This is a genomic window from Eikenella corrodens (genome assembly GCF_003990355.1).
GTDB classification, from domain to species: Bacteria; Pseudomonadota; Gammaproteobacteria; order Burkholderiales; family Neisseriaceae; genus Eikenella; species Eikenella corrodens_B.
This window is the reverse complement of the sequence record NZ_CP034670.1, coordinates 1,798,705-1,813,335: the sequence shown is the minus strand read 5'-3', so window position 1 is coordinate 1,813,335 and position 14,631 is coordinate 1,798,705. Positions and strand designations below refer to the sequence as shown.

The window sequence follows — 14,631 nt, the reverse complement described above, 5'->3', positions numbered from 1 at the left end:
TCCAGCTTCCGTGCTACACCCTCTCTTACCACATCAACGCACAAACCGCCCGCTGGAGTGGTTTGATGCCCAAGGCGAATTAATCCACTATATAAGCCATCCGCAAGCACATCAAGGCTACCTGAAGGAAACCGCGAGCTTCATTTGCTGTTTACTCTTAAGTTTCAGGTAGCCTTTAGGTGAGTTTGACGGGAAACATTCAACATTCCCCATAACGCCTGTTTGCTTCGGCGGAACTCAATATCAGGCGGTTGCCAATTCAAAATATTTCTGCATCACCAGCAGGCTGGTAATCAGTTCTTGCCTGCTGTTGAAGAAGGGCTGCATATAGGCGTTGGCGTTGCGGATGATGCGTTCGGCGGCATCGGGGTGTTGTTGGTAGAAGGCAAGTTTTTCTTCGAAATCGTTGTAGTCGGGCTGGAGGTGGACGTAGTGGACTTCAGGTTGCAGCCGGCCTTCCAGCAGCCAGGTTTCGTAGACGGGGGTGGTCATGAAACAGAGGGAGCGGGAGGCGAGTATCCATTTGAGGTTGGTGGCGACGTCGTTGCCTTCGATGCTGAGGATGTATTTGTATTGCAGTTGTTGGCCTACGCTCATGAAGCTGCGATGGTAGGGCTGGCCGATGGATTGTTTGTGTACGCAGCCGACGTCGCACTGGGGATGGTCGTGGTATTGGCGTAAGAAGCGCAGGCGCTGTTCCTGATGGGCGGCGCCGCGCCAGACGAGTTGGTTGCGTTTGGCGGCAAAGGGGGTGCGGTCGGGGTAGATATAGAAATGGCGCACGCTGTCGAGTTTGAGCAGAACGGAGTGTTGGTTGTCGCTCCGGATGGGGCGGCTTTTCACGAAGGCGGGCTGGGCGGGAATGTGGGTGACGTCGCCGAATTCGTAGGCGAAGCGGGCTTCTGCCGGGAAGTAGCGCAGGAGGGCGGCGAGGTCGTAGTAGTAGGCGGAGGTGTGGCTGCCGCGTTTGAAATTGCCGGCTTGGCCTAGCGGGGTGAGGCTACCTGAAAGGGCAAACGGCTGGTTTTGCCGGTTGCAGTAGTCCACGCGCTGCCGGATTTGCTGCTGGGTTTCGCTCGGCAGGCGGGCAAACTCGGCCAATACGGGCTCGATGGATTTGGCGAGCAGGCGGTGTGGCAACAGGCCGAAGGGGCTGTGGCGGGTGTAGTAGGCGAGTTTGTGCAGGCGGCGGTGGTAGATGCCGAGGTCGATGGGCATGGTGGTTTAGCGGGGTTGCATCAGTTGTTTGGCTTCCTGGCGTTTGAGTTTCCAGCCGTGGGAGCAAACGGGGCAGGTGAGGTAGTATTTTGATTCCATGCGGAATAGGGGGATGAAGAAGAAGGTGAATTTGGTGTAGGCGTTGGTGATGTGCAGATTAACGCGGTTGTTGCAGTTGCCGCAGATGCAGCTCTCGCCGCTTTCGCCCAGGTCGTCGAAATAGCCTTTGCTGCCCCAGATGAAGATCATGATGTTTCCCCTTTGAGATGGTCAGATGTGAAAGCCGAGCCGGCATGCTGCAGCCGGCCCGACTGGTTTGTTTATACGATTTCGGCTTTGGTGATGACTACGGGCTCAACCGGCACGTCGTCGTGGTAGCCGTGGCGTTTGGTGGCTACGCCTTCGATGGCGTCAACGACATCTTGGCCTTCCACCACTTTGCCGAATACGGCGTAGCCCCAGCCGTGCAGGCTTGGGGAGGTGTGGTTGAGGAAGTCGTTGTCTTTGGTGTTGATGAAGAATTGGGAAGAGGCGCTGTGCGGAGCTTGGGTGCGCGCCATGGCGAGGGTGTACTTGTTGTTTTTCAGGCCGTTTTGGGCTTCGTTTTTAATCGGGGCGCGGGAGGGTTTTTCCTGCATGTTTTCGTCCATGCCGCCGCCTTGAATCATGAAGCCTTTGATTACACGGTGGAAAATAAGGCCGTCGTAGAAGCCGTCTTTCACGTATTGTTCGAAGTTGGCGGCGGTTTCGGGGGCTTTTTCGTGGTCGAGTTCGATGCCGATGGTGCCGAAGTTGGTGTGGAGTTTGATCATGTTTATTGTCCTGTAGTTAGGGTGGCGAAAAGGGAAGAGGCTACCTGAAAACGGTTTGGGGTTTCAGGTAGCCTTTTATGTGGGATTACTGTTTAACGGCTTCGATTTGGATGTTCAGCTTCACTTGATTGCTGATTACGCCCTGCAGGAAGTTCATGCCCCACTTGCTGCGGTCGATGGTGGTGCTGAAGTCGCCGCCGCACACTTGGGCTTTCTGCATTTGGCTGTGGTAGCAGTTGAAGCGGTCGGCTTTGAGGCGCACGGGATGGGTTTGGCCGAGCAGGGTAAGGCGGCCGTCTACGCTGGCGAGCTTGCCGTTGCGGAAGTTGAAGTGGGTGGATTCAAAGCGCATGCTGGGATATTGGGCGGCGTTGAATAGATCGGCGGAGGCGAGGTGGTGGTCGAACTGTTCGTTGCCGCTGCGCAGGTTGGCCACGGGGATGTCGATTTTCACACTGCCGGTTTTGGCCTGCGGGTTGTATTCCACCGTGCCGGAAAGGTTGTAGAAGCCGCCGGTGTTGGTGCTGGTGTTGAAGTGGTCGATGGCGAAACGGGCGTTGGTGTGATGGCTGTCGATTTTATAGGTGTCGGCCTGGGCGCTGCCGAAGGCGGCGGCGAGAACGGCGAGGGTAAGGGCTTTTTTCATGTGGTTCTACTCCTGATGTGTTGAGATTATTGCGAAAGGACACGCACTTGGCGGATCACGACGGGCGTGCGCGGCACGTTTTGATACCTACCCACCGTGCCGGTGGGCACGCCGGCGATTTTGTTTACCACTTCCTTACCGGCAGTTACTTTGCCGAACACGGCATAGCCGTAGCCGCGTGCGGTGGGGGCGGTGTGGTTGAGGAATTCGTTGTCTTTCAGGTTGATGAAAAACTGGCTGGTGGCGGAGTGCGGCTGGGGGGTGCGCGCCATGGCGATGGTGTAGCGGTTGTTTTTCAGGCCGTTGGCGGCTTCGTTGTCGAGGGCACGGCGGATGGGGTCTTTTTCGACCATTTGGGCGGTGAGGCCGCCGCCTTGAATCATGAAGCCGGGAATCACGCGGTGGAAGATGGTGCCGTTGTAAAAGCCGCTGCGGGCGTAGGCGAGGAAGTTTTCCACGGTTTTCGGTGCGCGGGCTTCATCCAGGGAAAGCTCGATATTGCCTTGGCTGGTTTCAAGCAACACGCGGGTTTCGGCGTGGGCGGCGAGGGCGGCGCAGCCGAGTGCGGCAGCGAGGATGAGTGTACGGAACGGTTGGTTCATGATGTTGGTTAAGATATGGAAATGAATAAGGGCGCTAGGGTAAAGGCTACCTGAAAATTTTGCAAGCTTGGGCGGAGCATCTTTCCCCTTTGCTTTTGCTGCATTGGCGGGGGCGGCTGTTTTCAATGCAGAAAGTATTGATTGTGTTAAAATCGCCCGCTTTTTACATTCTAATTTTCCGCAAAGGCACACCCATGATTTCCACCAACAACATCACCATGCAGTTCGGCGCGAAGCCGCTGTTTGAAAACGTCTCCGTCAAATTCGGCGAAGGCAACCGCTACGGCCTTATCGGCGCGAACGGTTCGGGCAAGTCCACCTTCATGAAGATTTTGGGCGGCGATTTGGAGCAGACCAGCGGCGAAGTGGCGATTGAACACGGCGTGCGCTTGGGCAAACTGCGCCAAGACCAGTTTGCCTACGAAGACATGCGCGTGCTGGACGTGGTGCTGATGGGGCACACCGAAATGTGGGCGGCGATGACCGAACGCGACGCGATTTACGCCAATCCCGAAGCCACCGAAGAAGACTATATGCACGCCGCCGAATTGGAAGCCAAGTTCGCCGAATACGACGGCTACACCGCCGAAGCGCGCGCCGCCGAATTATTGAGCGGCGTGGGCATTGCCGAAGAACTGCACAACGCCACCATGGCGGAAGTCGCGCCCGGCTTCAAACTGCGCGTGCTGCTGGCGCAAGCCCTGTTTTCCAAGCCCGACGTGCTGCTCTTGGACGAGCCAACCAACAACTTGGACATCAACACCATCCGCTGGCTGGAAGGCGTGCTGAACCAATACGACAGCACGATGATCATCATCAGCCACGACCGCCACTTCCTGAACGAAGTCTGCACCCACATGGCGGATTTGGACTACAACACCATCACCGTTTACCCCGGCAATTACGACGACTACATGCTCGCCTCCGCCCAATCCCGCGAGCGCGCGCTGAAAGACAACGCCAAAGCCAAAGAAAAATTGCAGGAACTGCAAGAATTTGTGGCGCGCTTCTCCGCCAACAAATCCAAAGCCCGCCAAGCCACCAGCCGCTTGAAACAGGCCGACAAAATCAAAGCCGAAATGGTGGAAGTGAAGCCCTCTACCCGCCAAAACCCGTATATCCGCTTTGAAACCGACGAGAAAAACAAGCTGCACCGCCAAGCCGTGGAAGTGGAAAACCTGGCCAAATCGTTCGACAAAACCCTGTTTGAAAAACTGTCTTATATTTTGGAAGCCGGACAACGCCTCGCCATCATCGGCCCGAACGGCGCGGGCAAATCCACCCTGCTGAAACTGTTGGCAGGCGCGTTTGACGAAAAACTTTCCGACATCAAACCCGATGCAGGCTGCATCAAATGGGCGGAAAAAGCCACCATCGGCTACTACCCGCAAGACCACGAAAACGACTTCGACGTGGACATGGACCTGACCGAATGGATGCGCCAATGGGGTCAGGAAGGCGACGACGAACAAGTGATTCGCGGCACGCTCGGCCGCCTGCTGTTCGGCAGCAACGACGTGGTGAAAAAAGTGAAAGTGCTCTCCGGCGGCGAAAAAGGCCGCATGCTCTACGGCAAACTGCTGCTGCTGCGCCCCAACGTGCTGATTATGGACGAGCCGACCAACCACATGGACATGGAAAGCATCGAATCGCTGAACATGGCGCTGGAAAAATACAAAGGCACGCTGATTTTCGTGTCGCACGACCGCCAGTTCGTCTCTTCTCTTGCCACGCAGATTATCGAGCTCGACGGCAAAGGCGGCTACGAATATTATCTGGGCGATTACGAGAGCTATCTGGCGAAAAAAGGGATTGAGTAAGACAAGTGCAGGCTGCCTGAAAAAAGCAGCCTGCACTTTTTCAAAATAAAAGAAGGCTTGTCGGATGGTGTATTTTGGAATATCGCAACAGTAAACCGTAGTCGGAACCTTGAATCCGAGAAAACCATGATGTTGAAAATATCAAATCCAAGAACCTGGGCGACGGCAGCCACTTAACCGCTAATGAGCATTCTATGAAAAAATATATAATCTCTTTTTTCCTTATTCTTTATTCAGGCATATGTATGGCAAATGATATACAAATCAGACGATATAGCCCCAGTCTGACTATAGATAGTGAATTAAGCTATCCGATCTATTTGGCTGTCAATACGGCCGTAAATAAATCTTACGATATTAAGCAATATAATATTTCCGTAAAAAAAGGTTGGGAGGAAGATGGAGAGTTGTATTATATAGTCGGATTTATCTACAAGGATCATCCCGCAAGTCAAAAAGGTGGAAGCAGGAATTTTACTATATTTATAAGGCATTCTGATTATAGAGTTTCTTTCTATTTATCAAGATAACAGCCGGTATGCTGGGTACCCGTATCCGACAAACCTTATATGCTGAAAATGTCGGGTTCAGGAATCCTGACCTGCAAAATTCTACTGCCTATATGGTTTTCAGGCTGCCTGAAAAACTATGCAGGCATAAATCATCATCCTACAAAAACTAACCCCATTCTAAACTTATAAATAGTCTATCGGCGGAGCATTTGAAATGATAAACAGCCTGGATGTCAGAAAATTTATTGAAACCGAAAAATATCATAGCTATATCAAAGAACTGTCGGAAAATTATCAAGTTAAAATGACAAAAGAAGAATTGTCTTCTCAGGGGTGCAATATTTTGGCGGGTGCATTGAATGATGCCAATTTGGACTTGGCCGCTATTGAGAAGAAACTAGATTCAGATAAGGATTTCATTTTTACATTTATACAGGTTACATCACAGAATTTTGCCGCCAAATGTGAGAAAGAGAGTACTACTTTTCTCGGCGAGTCATTAACCTGCCTGATATATCATGCCTTGGTAACGATTTTTCTAGACCAATCGGAAAAAGCACTGGCCGATCATTACAAAGCCAGAAAATTTAAAGGCCACACCCGTTTGGCAAAAGAAAGTTTCGCGGAATATCAGGAAGCCAAACAAATCTGTGAGCAGGGGCGGCAAGGCGATGCATGTCCCAAACAACCCGAAACCCAAGATTTTCAGGTAGCCCCAACCGCGAAGGGCGGCAATACGGCCTATCTCGAATACCGCAATGAACAATCCGAAAAATTCTGGCAAATCAATATCGACGGCAACAGCCACACGGTTACCTTCGGGCGCATCGGCACGAAAGGGCAGAGCAAAACCAAAATCTTTGCCAGCACGGAAGAATGCGAAAAAGATGCCGCCAAGCTCATCCAATCCAAAAAAGCCAAAGGCTATGCCGCGCCGGGTGAAACACCGCAGCCCAAAGCCCCTGCCGAAAGCCTGCTGCAACAACGCTTCGCCTTGTCAGACGGATATGACGGCTTGGTTGCCGAGGCAACGCTTTGGGGCAACGCCGTCCCCGTCGTGTTGGATGCCGACGAATTGTTAGACAAATACGACGGCGACGAAGACACGCTTTACGACCCCGCCGCCGTGGAAAAGCTGTTCAAAAACAAAATCCCGTATAAAAAGATTGAAGCGGTGCTGAAATGGATTGAAAAGAACCGCAAAAAGATTATTGATTTCGCACTCGATTACGAAGATTTTATCGATGTGTTCAACGATTGGGCCGCTCAAGAAATCGCACAAAAAGGCAAAGCCGTCCTGTATGACGGCACGGTTTTGACGGCCGAAACGGACAGGCAGGCCGTCATCAACAGCATCCGCCTATCCGGCATATCCCTATGGGTGGATTTTGACGACAAAACCGTCAGCGATTTCAGCATCGATTTATCCACCGAACAGCCCGATTATTTCGGCGGACACACGCTCACCATCGAAGTGGACGAAGACAAAGAAATGTCCTTCGGCGGCATGAACGGATAAGGCAGTAACGATATTTGAGGCTACCTGAAAATCGGCAAAGCGGTTTTCAGGTAGCCCATGGGTTAATCAGTTAAAACGAAAGAAAGGGAAAGTATGTTCACACTCAACGGCTTCGGCACCACGTTTGTCGGCGAATGCGATTATGAGCCGGACGGCACGTACATCACCACGGCGTGGATTGTGGCATTGTGGGTACCGCTGATTCCGCTGTATAGCGCGCGGGTTTTGTCGATAGAACCGACCATGCTCTCCGGCACGAATTATCAAATCATCAAGCAACCGGTGCATTGGGGTCAGGCTCGGCGGATATGGGCATACACACTCGGCATACCCGCACTGCTTGCCTTGTTTGCTTGGATGATGGGCGTGTTGGGTTCGTTACCGCTGCTAGCGGGGCAAATCTTATTTTGGCTGGCGGTGGGCGCGATGTTTGCCTACGCCCTTTTGCCGTTTTTCCTGCGTTACCGAGCCCGCAAGGCAATCGGTTTGCGCTACAAAGAGCTGAAAGTCTCGCCGATTACTTGGCTGGCAATCGTGTTGCTGTTGCTTGCCATCGGTTATGTAGTGTGGTTTGGAAACCAACTATAGCGCAGGCTTGGAATCTGCTCATGTGAGGCTACCCGAAAATCGGTAAAGCGGTTTTCAGGTAGCCTTTGTTTTACGTGTGCCCCACACAAACAGCGCCACGCCTGCCCATACCCACAGATAACCGGCAAACTGCATACGGCTGAACGGTTCGTGGAAGGCGGATGCGTTGCGCGGCGGTACTTGGCTGTGGGCTTGGGGCAACCAAGGTTCGAATTTTGCCGAAAGCAGCCTGCACTTGGAAAACAGTAAGTGCAGGCTGCTTTTTAAAGGGTTCAACGCTCCAAAGCAGCCTGCACCCATGTTTGCAGTTTCTCCAAGGGTGCAGGCTGCCTTCGGGACGATAATATTGTTTGGACAAATAGTTACCCGGCAATATTGCCGCCGAAGAATGGATTTTCCGCCTGTTTTATGTTTCCGGCCACTGCATTATTTTTATGGCTGTGGCGTGAAGTATTTAAATTAATTGTATCTTCCGGTCGACAAAAAGGCCGCCTGAAATTCCAGACGGCCTTTGTTCATCCGACTAATCCATCAATACCAACCGCGCAGCTTCATTGCTTTTTCAACACGACGGATACTCATCATGTAAGACGCGGTACGCAGATCCACGTCATACTCTTGCGCCAAATTCCAAATATCACGGAACGCGCGGCGCAGGACGACGGTTTCTTTTTCCTGAACTTCGTCAAATTCCCAATAATAGCCTTGCAGGTTTTGCACCCATTCGAAATAGGAAACCACCACGCCGCCGCAGTTCGCCAGAATATCGGGCACGACCAATACGCCGTTTTGACGCAGGATGGCATCGGCTTCGGGCGTAGTCGGACCATTTGCACCTTCAACCACGATTTTGGCACGGACTTTGCCGGCGTTTTCGGAAGTCAGTTGGTTTTCCAAAGCACATGGGGCAAGTACGTCCACATCCAGTGCCAAAAGCTCGGCGTTGCTGATTTCCTTACCGTAACCCGCTTTGTTGGTAATAAAGCCGTTGGTTTGATACTCTTTGAACAGGGCTTCCATATCCAAGCCGTTTTCATTGTAAATGGCGACATCGACGGTGGAAACGGCAACAATTTTTGCACCGGCTTTATGTGCGTAATAACCTGTGTGATAGCCCACATTGCCGAAACCTTGAATGGCGTAGGTTGCGCCTTTCACGTCTTTACCGAGTTTTTCCAAAGCTTGGACGGCGGCGAAGTTCACGCCGTAACCCGTTGCTTCGGTACGCGCCAAAGAGCCGCCGAATTCGACCGGTTTGCCGGTGAACACACCCGGGGCGGATTTTTTAACGATATTTTCGTAGGCATCGACCATCCACGACATGATTTTGCCGTTGGTGTTCACATCAGGGGCGGGAATATCGATTTTTTCGCCGATGAGTGGGGAAATGGCTTCGGCGTAAGCGCGGGAAATGCGTTCCAACTCGGCTTCTGAATAATCGCGCGGATCCAAGGTAATGCCGCCTTTGCCGCCGCCGTAAGGAATGCCCGCAACGCAGCATTTGATGGTCATCCAAATTGACAGGGCTTTGACTTCGTCAAAATTTACATTGGGATGGAAACGCACGCCGCCTTTGTAGGGACCGACGGCGTTGTTGTGTTGCGAACGGTAGCCGGTAAAGGTTTTGACCGTGCCGTTGTCGAGTTTGACGGGGAAGCTGACTTCCAAGGCACGTTGAGGGTTTTTCAGGATTTCATATACCGCAGGGTCGGCATTGAGTCGGTCGCAGGCGGTTTTTACCTGTTTGCGGGCGATTTTGAACGGATTCAGCGTTTCTTTTGCAGTAGATTGAGACATTTCTCCTCCTTCTCATGTTGGGTTGAGGTAAAAGGGTTTGCAGTTGTAACTATAACCAATTTCCAAACAAAATATAATAGAGTGTGGTCAATAATTGAAAAATATATTCATTTGTATAGGGTTTTATTTTCCCCAGTTCTTTAATATTTGTTTTTGACGGCCAGTGGGTATGTCGGAATGAGCGGATTTAATAGGGATATTGATGGTACGAATCAGCGGAATTTCAAACAAGCTATTTTTCAACGGCTGGATATAAAATGATAAATAGATAGTTGATAATGCTTAAAAACGGATGGTTTGCATCGGTGGCAAGGCGGTGTGGCGATGTTGGCACATTACAAAACATGGAGCGTTGAAAAAGCTACCTGCACGGAATGGGAGGCGGGCAGGGAGGGCTGAGGTGGTTGTCAGTGTAGCGATACAAATCAAAACGGGGCGGTTGTTCAAAACCGTCCCGCCATTTTTTGGCTGCCTGCCTGTTGTAGCTGCCTTTGCCTTTCTTTTTGCGTTCCGTTTTGTGCCGGAACAGATTGGAGCGCATCAGCGCTTTGAATGCGTTATCACGGATTTTGCCTTTATTGAGTTGATGTGCCATAGGGCTTTCCTTTTGTTTTGTATCTTGAATTGTTAAACCTATCTTTATCATTTCAGCAAGTATAGTGAATTAACAAAAAACAGTACAGCGTTGTCTCGCCTTGCCGTAACGTGTGTGCTGTCTGCGGCTCGCCGCCTTGTTCTGATTTTTGTTAATCCACTATACTTCCCCAAACAAACCGATTTCCGAAACATCAGTGATCGGGAGATACGCAGGGTGCAAGATGAGTTGAACCACCGGCCAAGAAAAACACTTGGCTGCGAAACGCCAAGTGTTTTATTCTTGAATCTGTTCCAACCGCCAGTATCTGAGTGTTGCACTTGAAATCCGAATGTAAGCATGCTTGGAATCGGCTCAAGATTGAGGCTACCTGAAAATCGGTGCAGCGGTTTTCAGGTAGCCTTTGTTTTACGTGCGCCCCACACAAACAGTGCCACGCCTGCCCATACCCACAAATAACCGGCAAACTGCATACGGCTGAACGGCTCGTGGAAGGCGGTGAGGCCGAGCAGGAATTGCAGGCTGGGGGAAAGATATTGCAGTATGCCGATGGTGGTGAGGCGGATGCGTTGTGCGGCGGCGGCAAACAGCAGCAGCGGAATCATGGTGGCGGCGCCGCTGCCGATTACGATGACCAGGGGCAGGGGCGGCAGTTGGGCGAAAACCAGGCTGCCGTGCCGATAGTGCCAGCCCAGATACAGGAGGGCAAAGGGCAGCAGCATCAGGGTTTCCAGCGTGAAGCCGGGCAGGGCGGGCAGCGGGGCGAGTTTGCGCAACAGGCCGTATATGCTCCAGCTCACGCCGATGCCCAGTGCAATCCAAGGCATCTGCCCGCCCCATGCGGAAAGCCACACCACGCCCACGATGGCCAACAGAATCGCGCCGATTTGCAGCGGGCGCAGGGCTTCGCGCAGAAACAGGCGGCCGCAGAAGATGCTGGCGAGTGGTGCGATGAAGTAGCCCAGGCTGGCTTGCAATACCTGCCGTTGGGTGATGGCGGCCAAATAGAGCAGCCAGTTTGCCGCCAATAGGGTGGAGCAGACGGCGAAGGCGGTGAGGGTTTGGCGGCTTTTGACGGCTTGTGCGAGCAGGGTGCGGGCGGAAGGCAAGCAGGCCACCGCGCCGATGGCGAGCAGCGATGCCCATACGATACGGTGTGCCATCAGCTGCCCGGCGTCGATGGGCTGGCCGACCAGGGGCAGCCAGTAGAGCGGGAAGAAGCCCCAAATCAGGTAGCAGCCGATGACGCAGTAGAGGCCGCGGCGGTATTCGGTGGAGTAGGTGGTATTCATGATGTGTTGGCGGATGGTGTAGAGGCTACCTGAAAGTTTTGGTTACAAGGGTGGGAGTAGTTAAATGATTGTATTTTTTCAGTATGGGTGCACGCTGCTGTGCTATTTGTACTCATCAACTCGCCATCTGGTATGAAATAGTAGGTATTTGGCGAGAAAAGGCAAGGTATTAAGACAGTCTGCCTATTGATATGAAAACGGTAGAGGCTACCTGAAAATCCGTCGGGTGTTTTTCAGGTAGCCTCTCTCAGCCTTTGGTAGCTGTTTACATCAGGTTCAAATCGTTTACGCGTTCGAAGATATGTGTGCTTTCGCGGCCTTCTTCGTAGAGCTTGATGCGCAGGCGCAAGTCGTTGGCGGATTCGGCCTGGCGCAGGGCTTCGTCGTAGTCGATTTCGCCGTTGATGTAGAGGCGGAACAAGTCTTGGTCGAAGGTTTGCATGCCGTCGTCTTCAGCGCGTTCCATCAGTTCGCGGGCTTCCAAAAGCTCGTTTTTGAACACGTGGTCCTGCATGGCGGGGGTGTTGATGAGCAGGTCGATGATGGCGTTTCGGCCTTTGCCGCCTTTTTTCAGCACCAGGCGCTGGCCGATAATGGCCACCAGGTTCAGCGCCAAGTCCATCAGAATCTGCTGATGCCGCTCTTCGGGATACAAGTTCATAATACGCTCAACGGTTTGGCTGGCGTTGGTGGCGTGGATGGTGAAGAAGCACAAGTGGCCGGTTTGCGCCAGTTGCAGGGCATATTCCATGGAGTGTTCGTTACGCACCTCACCCACGCAGACTACGTCGGGCGCCTGACGCATGGCGCTTTGTACGGCCGCGCCCCAGCTGTGGGTGTCGAGGCCGACTTCGCGTTGGGTGATGATGCTCTTGATCGGGCTGTGGATATACTCGATCGGGTCTTCGATGGTTACGATGTGGCCGGCGGAGTGTTTGTTACGCCAGTCGAGCATCGCGGCCTGCGAAGTGGATTTGCCGGAACCGGTGGGGCCGGCCAGGATAATCAGGCCGCGCTTGCGCATGGAGAGCTCTTTGAGTACTTGCGGCAGTCGCAGGTCGTCGATGGTGAGGATGTTGGTGGTGATGCGGCGCATTACCAAGCCGATGCGGCCTTGCTCGTGGTAGGCGTTCACACGGAAACGGATGCCGTTTTGCGATTGCAGGGAATAGTTCAGCTCCCACTCTACCGGGAATTTGGCTTTTTGCTCGTCGTTGAAGGTGGAATAAACGATTTGTGCGGCTTCTTCTTCGGTGAGCGGTTTCACCGGGATCGGCACCAACGTGCCGTCGATTTTGAACGAAGGCGGGAAGTTGCTGCTGATGAAGATATCGGAAGCATTGCGTTTGAGCGATTCGTCAGCCATTTTTTCCAGCAGCGGGTGCAGTTTGGCGCGCTCACGGGTTAAGTGCTGATTCGGGCCGTGGCCGACTGGCTGCGCGGGCTCGGCATGCAGCGGCGGGTGGTTGGGTACGGCCGGTACGGGTCTGGCAGCAGGCTGTTGCGGGGCTGCTTGGAGTTGTGGAGCGGGCTTCGGTTGGGGTTGCGCTTGTGTCGGTGCGGGTTGCTGCGGAACAGGCTGAGCCGGTTTGGCCGGGGCTTGCATCGGCTGGGCAGCTTTGGGGGCGAGGGCGGCGGCGTATTTGGATTTGAGTTTCGGCTGCTGTATCTGCTTTGCTGTTCGCGGTTGTACCGGCTGTGCGGGCGGGGTGATAGGCTGTGCCACGAAATCGGGCTCGATCAACTCCGGCTCGCCGAATGCACTTTCGGGCAAATCGGGCAGCGGAGGAATATCGAGCGTGCCGGCGGCCAGCCGGCTTTCCACGGCGGCTAAATCGCCATTCGGCATCATGGCAGAGGAAACGGGGGTAGGCTCGGGCGGCATATCGCCACCCTGGTTGGCCATTTCGGAGAGCAGCTCGGCCAAGTTTTGTTTGTGCTGATCGTTTGACATGATGTTTTCCCTTGTACGATTGTCGGTTTAGACGAGTTGGTCGGGGTTCTGCGCTTTGGCGCGGGCGGCATCGATGCTGATAATGCCGCGTTTGAGCAGTGACTGCAGGGATTGGTCGAGCGTCTGCATACCATGCGCCTGGCCTGTTTGCAGGGCAGAACCGATTTGGGCGATTTTGTTTTCGCGGATCAGGTTGCGCACGGCGGCGGTGGAAATCAGGATTTCGTGCGCGGCCACGCGGCCTTTGCCGTCTTTGGTTTTGAGCAGGGTTTGCGAAATCACGGCGCGCAGTGATTCGGAAAGCATAGAGCGCACCATCTCTTTTTCGCCGGCGGGGAACACGTCGATAATACGGTCCACGGTTTTGGCGGCACCGGTGGTATGCAGGGTGGCGAATACCAAGTGGCCGGTTTCGGCAGCGGTGAGCGCCAAGCCGATGGTTTCCGGGTCGCGCATCTCACCCACCAGGATGATATCCGGGTCTTCACGCAGTGCGGAGCGCAGGGCGTTGGCAAAGCTGTGGGTATGTTGGTGCAGTTCGCGTTGGTTCACCAGGCACTGCTTACTTTCGTGCACAAACTCGATCGGGTCTTCGATGGTGAGGATGTGGTGATGATGATTTTCGTTGATGTAGTTGATCATCGCCGCCAGGGTGGTGGATTTGCCGGAACCGGTAGGGCCGGTTACCAGCACCAGGCCGCGCGGTTGGTCGGAAATTTTTTGGAACACTTTGGGCGCGTTCAATTCTTCCAGCGTGAGCACTTTGCTGGGAATGGTACGGAACACGGCGGCCGGGCCGCGTTCGGTGTTGAATGCGTTCACACGGAAACGGGCGATGTTGGGCAGCTCGAAGGAAAAGTCGGTTTCCAGCCGTTGTTGGTAGTCTTTGCGCTGGTGGTCGTTCATGATGGAGGCGATCATGTTGCCCACTTCTTCGGCGCTCATTTCCGGCAGGTTGATGCGGCGCACGTCGCCGTGCACGCGGATCATGGGTGGCAGGCCGGCGGAGAGGTGCAAGTCGGATGCTTTGTTTTTCACGCTGAACGCGAGTAAGTCGGTAATCTGCATGGCTTTTGAAACTCCCTTTTCAGTAAATTTTTTTGCAGTTTTGCTAAAAACAGTTCATTGTAAATAAAGATGGCGGGATAAATAAAGGAAAACTTGTATTTTCCTGTAAAATTGGCGGTTATCTGAAACAGGGTGCGCGGTTTCGGCCTGTTTCCGGCTTTAGGCCGGGGTGGCGGCTGCCGGGCAGGGGCTACCTGAAAATCTGTTT

The 14,631-nt window shown here is 53.4% G+C and carries 14 protein-coding genes and 1 pseudogene; 4 read left to right on the top strand and 11 right to left on the bottom strand.

The window, feature by feature from the left end; all coding sequences use genetic code 11:
* Positions 1 to 243 precede the first annotated feature (243 nt).
* The 5 genes from ELB75_RS09125 to ELB75_RS09105 all read right to left on the bottom strand — a co-directional run bounded on the left by ELB75_RS09125 (position 244) and on the right by ELB75_RS09105 (position 3,278).
* Entirely contained in the window at positions 244 to 1,218 is a 975-nt protein-coding gene (locus ELB75_RS09125; RefSeq protein WP_126983649.1) for a glycosyl transferase family 90, read from the bottom strand.
* 6 nt (positions 1,219 to 1,224) lie between these two features.
* Positions 1,225 to 1,467 (bottom strand): zinc-ribbon domain-containing protein, encoded by a 243-nt coding sequence (locus ELB75_RS09120; protein WP_126983648.1) that lies wholly within the window; start codon positions 1,465 to 1,467, stop codon positions 1,225 to 1,227.
* Positions 1,468 to 1,538: 71 nt separating this feature from the next.
* Positions 1,539 to 2,030 (bottom strand): peptidylprolyl isomerase, encoded by a 492-nt coding sequence (locus ELB75_RS09115; protein ID WP_023886337.1) that lies wholly within the window; start codon positions 2,028 to 2,030, stop codon positions 1,539 to 1,541.
* 85 nt (positions 2,031 to 2,115) lie between these two features.
* Positions 2,116 to 2,676: a YceI family protein gene (locus ELB75_RS09110; protein ID WP_126983647.1), complete on the bottom strand. Its 561-nt coding sequence runs from the start codon at positions 2,674 to 2,676 to the stop codon at positions 2,116 to 2,118.
* 26 nt (positions 2,677 to 2,702) lie between these two features.
* Positions 2,703 to 3,278: a peptidylprolyl isomerase gene (locus ELB75_RS09105; protein WP_126983646.1), complete on the bottom strand. Its 576-nt coding sequence runs from the start codon at positions 3,276 to 3,278 to the stop codon at positions 2,703 to 2,705.
* A gap of 194 nt (positions 3,279 to 3,472) precedes the next feature.
* Between ELB75_RS09105 and ELB75_RS09100 the strand changes: the two genes are divergently transcribed.
* The 3 genes from ELB75_RS09100 to ELB75_RS09090 all read left to right on the top strand — a co-directional run bounded on the left by ELB75_RS09100 (position 3,473) and on the right by ELB75_RS09090 (position 7,717).
* Positions 3,473 to 5,098: an ABC-F family ATPase gene (locus ELB75_RS09100; protein ID WP_003781937.1), complete on the top strand. Its 1,626-nt coding sequence runs from the start codon at positions 3,473 to 3,475 to the stop codon at positions 5,096 to 5,098.
* Between the two features lie 1,116 nt (positions 5,099 to 6,214).
* Positions 6,215 to 7,129, top strand: a complete 915-nt coding sequence (locus ELB75_RS09095) for a WGR domain-containing protein (protein WP_241236063.1) — start codon at positions 6,215 to 6,217, stop codon at positions 7,127 to 7,129.
* A 93-nt stretch (positions 7,130 to 7,222) separates the two neighbouring features.
* A complete protein-coding gene (locus ELB75_RS09090) occupies positions 7,223 to 7,717 on the top strand; it encodes a hypothetical protein (protein WP_126983645.1) in 495 nt (164 codons plus the stop codon).
* A gap of 54 nt (positions 7,718 to 7,771) precedes the next feature.
* Here the strand turns inward: ELB75_RS09090 and ELB75_RS09085 are convergent, their stop codons facing one another.
* The 3 genes from ELB75_RS09085 to ELB75_RS09075 all read right to left on the bottom strand — a co-directional run bounded on the left by ELB75_RS09085 (position 7,772) and on the right by ELB75_RS09075 (position 10,109).
* A complete protein-coding gene (locus ELB75_RS09085) occupies positions 7,772 to 7,918 on the bottom strand; it encodes a hypothetical protein (RefSeq protein ID WP_206501446.1) in 147 nt (48 codons plus the stop codon).
* A gap of 330 nt (positions 7,919 to 8,248) precedes the next feature.
* Positions 8,249 to 9,514 carry a Glu/Leu/Phe/Val family dehydrogenase gene (locus ELB75_RS09080; RefSeq protein WP_126983644.1) on the bottom strand — a complete coding sequence of 422 codons (1,266 nt, stop codon included), beginning with the start codon at positions 9,512 to 9,514 and terminating at the stop codon, positions 8,249 to 8,251.
* Between the two features lie 361 nt (positions 9,515 to 9,875).
* Positions 9,876 to 10,109, bottom strand: coding sequence for an alternative ribosome-rescue factor A (locus tag ELB75_RS09075; RefSeq protein ID WP_126983643.1), 234 nt, complete (start codon positions 10,107 to 10,109; stop codon positions 9,876 to 9,878).
* Positions 10,110 to 10,271: 162 nt separating this feature from the next.
* Between ELB75_RS09075 and ELB75_RS09070 the strand changes: the two are divergent.
* A pseudogene (locus tag ELB75_RS09070) lies at positions 10,272 to 10,433 on the top strand (IS30 family transposase); the annotation flags it as partial.
* Positions 10,434 to 10,501: 68 nt separating this feature from the next.
* On the opposite strand, the gene rarD reads toward ELB75_RS09070, so the two are convergent.
* The 3 genes from rarD to ELB75_RS09055 form a co-directional block, all read right to left on the bottom strand.
* Complete coding sequence (gene rarD, locus ELB75_RS09065; protein WP_126983642.1) at positions 10,502 to 11,401, bottom strand: EamA family transporter RarD; 900 nt, start codon at positions 11,399 to 11,401, stop codon at positions 10,502 to 10,504.
* 265 nt (positions 11,402 to 11,666) lie between these two features.
* A complete protein-coding gene (locus ELB75_RS09060; RefSeq protein WP_241236132.1) occupies positions 11,667 to 12,857 on the bottom strand; it encodes a PilT/PilU family type 4a pilus ATPase in 1,191 nt (396 codons plus the stop codon).
* Between the two features lie 525 nt (positions 12,858 to 13,382).
* Entirely contained in the window at positions 13,383 to 14,423 is a 1,041-nt protein-coding gene (locus ELB75_RS09055; protein ID WP_126983640.1) for a type IV pilus twitching motility protein PilT, read from the bottom strand.
* Positions 14,424 to 14,631 lie beyond the last annotated feature (208 nt).

What these genes read in the sequence shown, in the direction of transcription:
- ELB75_RS09125 (WP_126983649.1), bottom strand. Translation starts at nt 1,218, where the DNA reads ATGCCCATCGACCTCGGCATCTACCACCGCCGCCTGCACAAACTCGCC.
- ELB75_RS09120 (WP_126983648.1), bottom strand. Translation starts at nt 1,467, where the DNA reads ATGATCTTCATCTGGGGCAGCAAAGGCTATTTCGACGACCTGGGCGAA.
- ELB75_RS09115 (WP_023886337.1), bottom strand. Translation starts at nt 2,030, where the DNA reads ATGATCAAACTCCACACCAACTTCGGCACCATCGGCATCGAACTCGAC.
- ELB75_RS09110 (WP_126983647.1), bottom strand. Translation starts at nt 2,676, where the DNA reads ATGAAAAAAGCCCTTACCCTCGCCGTTCTCGCCGCCGCCTTCGGCAGC.
- ELB75_RS09105 (WP_126983646.1), bottom strand. Translation starts at nt 3,278, where the DNA reads ATGAACCAACCGTTCCGTACACTCATCCTCGCTGCCGCACTCGGCTGC.
- ELB75_RS09100 (WP_003781937.1), top strand. Translation starts at nt 3,473, where the DNA reads ATGATTTCCACCAACAACATCACCATGCAGTTCGGCGCGAAGCCGCTG.
- ELB75_RS09090 (WP_126983645.1), top strand. Translation starts at nt 7,223, where the DNA reads ATGTTCACACTCAACGGCTTCGGCACCACGTTTGTCGGCGAATGCGAT.
- ELB75_RS09080 (WP_126983644.1), bottom strand. Translation starts at nt 9,514, where the DNA reads ATGTCTCAATCTACTGCAAAAGAAACGCTGAATCCGTTCAAAATCGCC.
- ELB75_RS09075 (WP_126983643.1), bottom strand. Translation starts at nt 10,109, where the DNA reads ATGGCACATCAACTCAATAAAGGCAAAATCCGTGATAACGCATTCAAA.
- rarD (WP_126983642.1), bottom strand. Translation starts at nt 11,401, where the DNA reads ATGAATACCACCTACTCCACCGAATACCGCCGCGGCCTCTACTGCGTC.
- ELB75_RS09055 (WP_126983640.1), bottom strand. Translation starts at nt 14,423, where the DNA reads ATGCAGATTACCGACTTACTCGCGTTCAGCGTGAAAAACAAAGCATCC.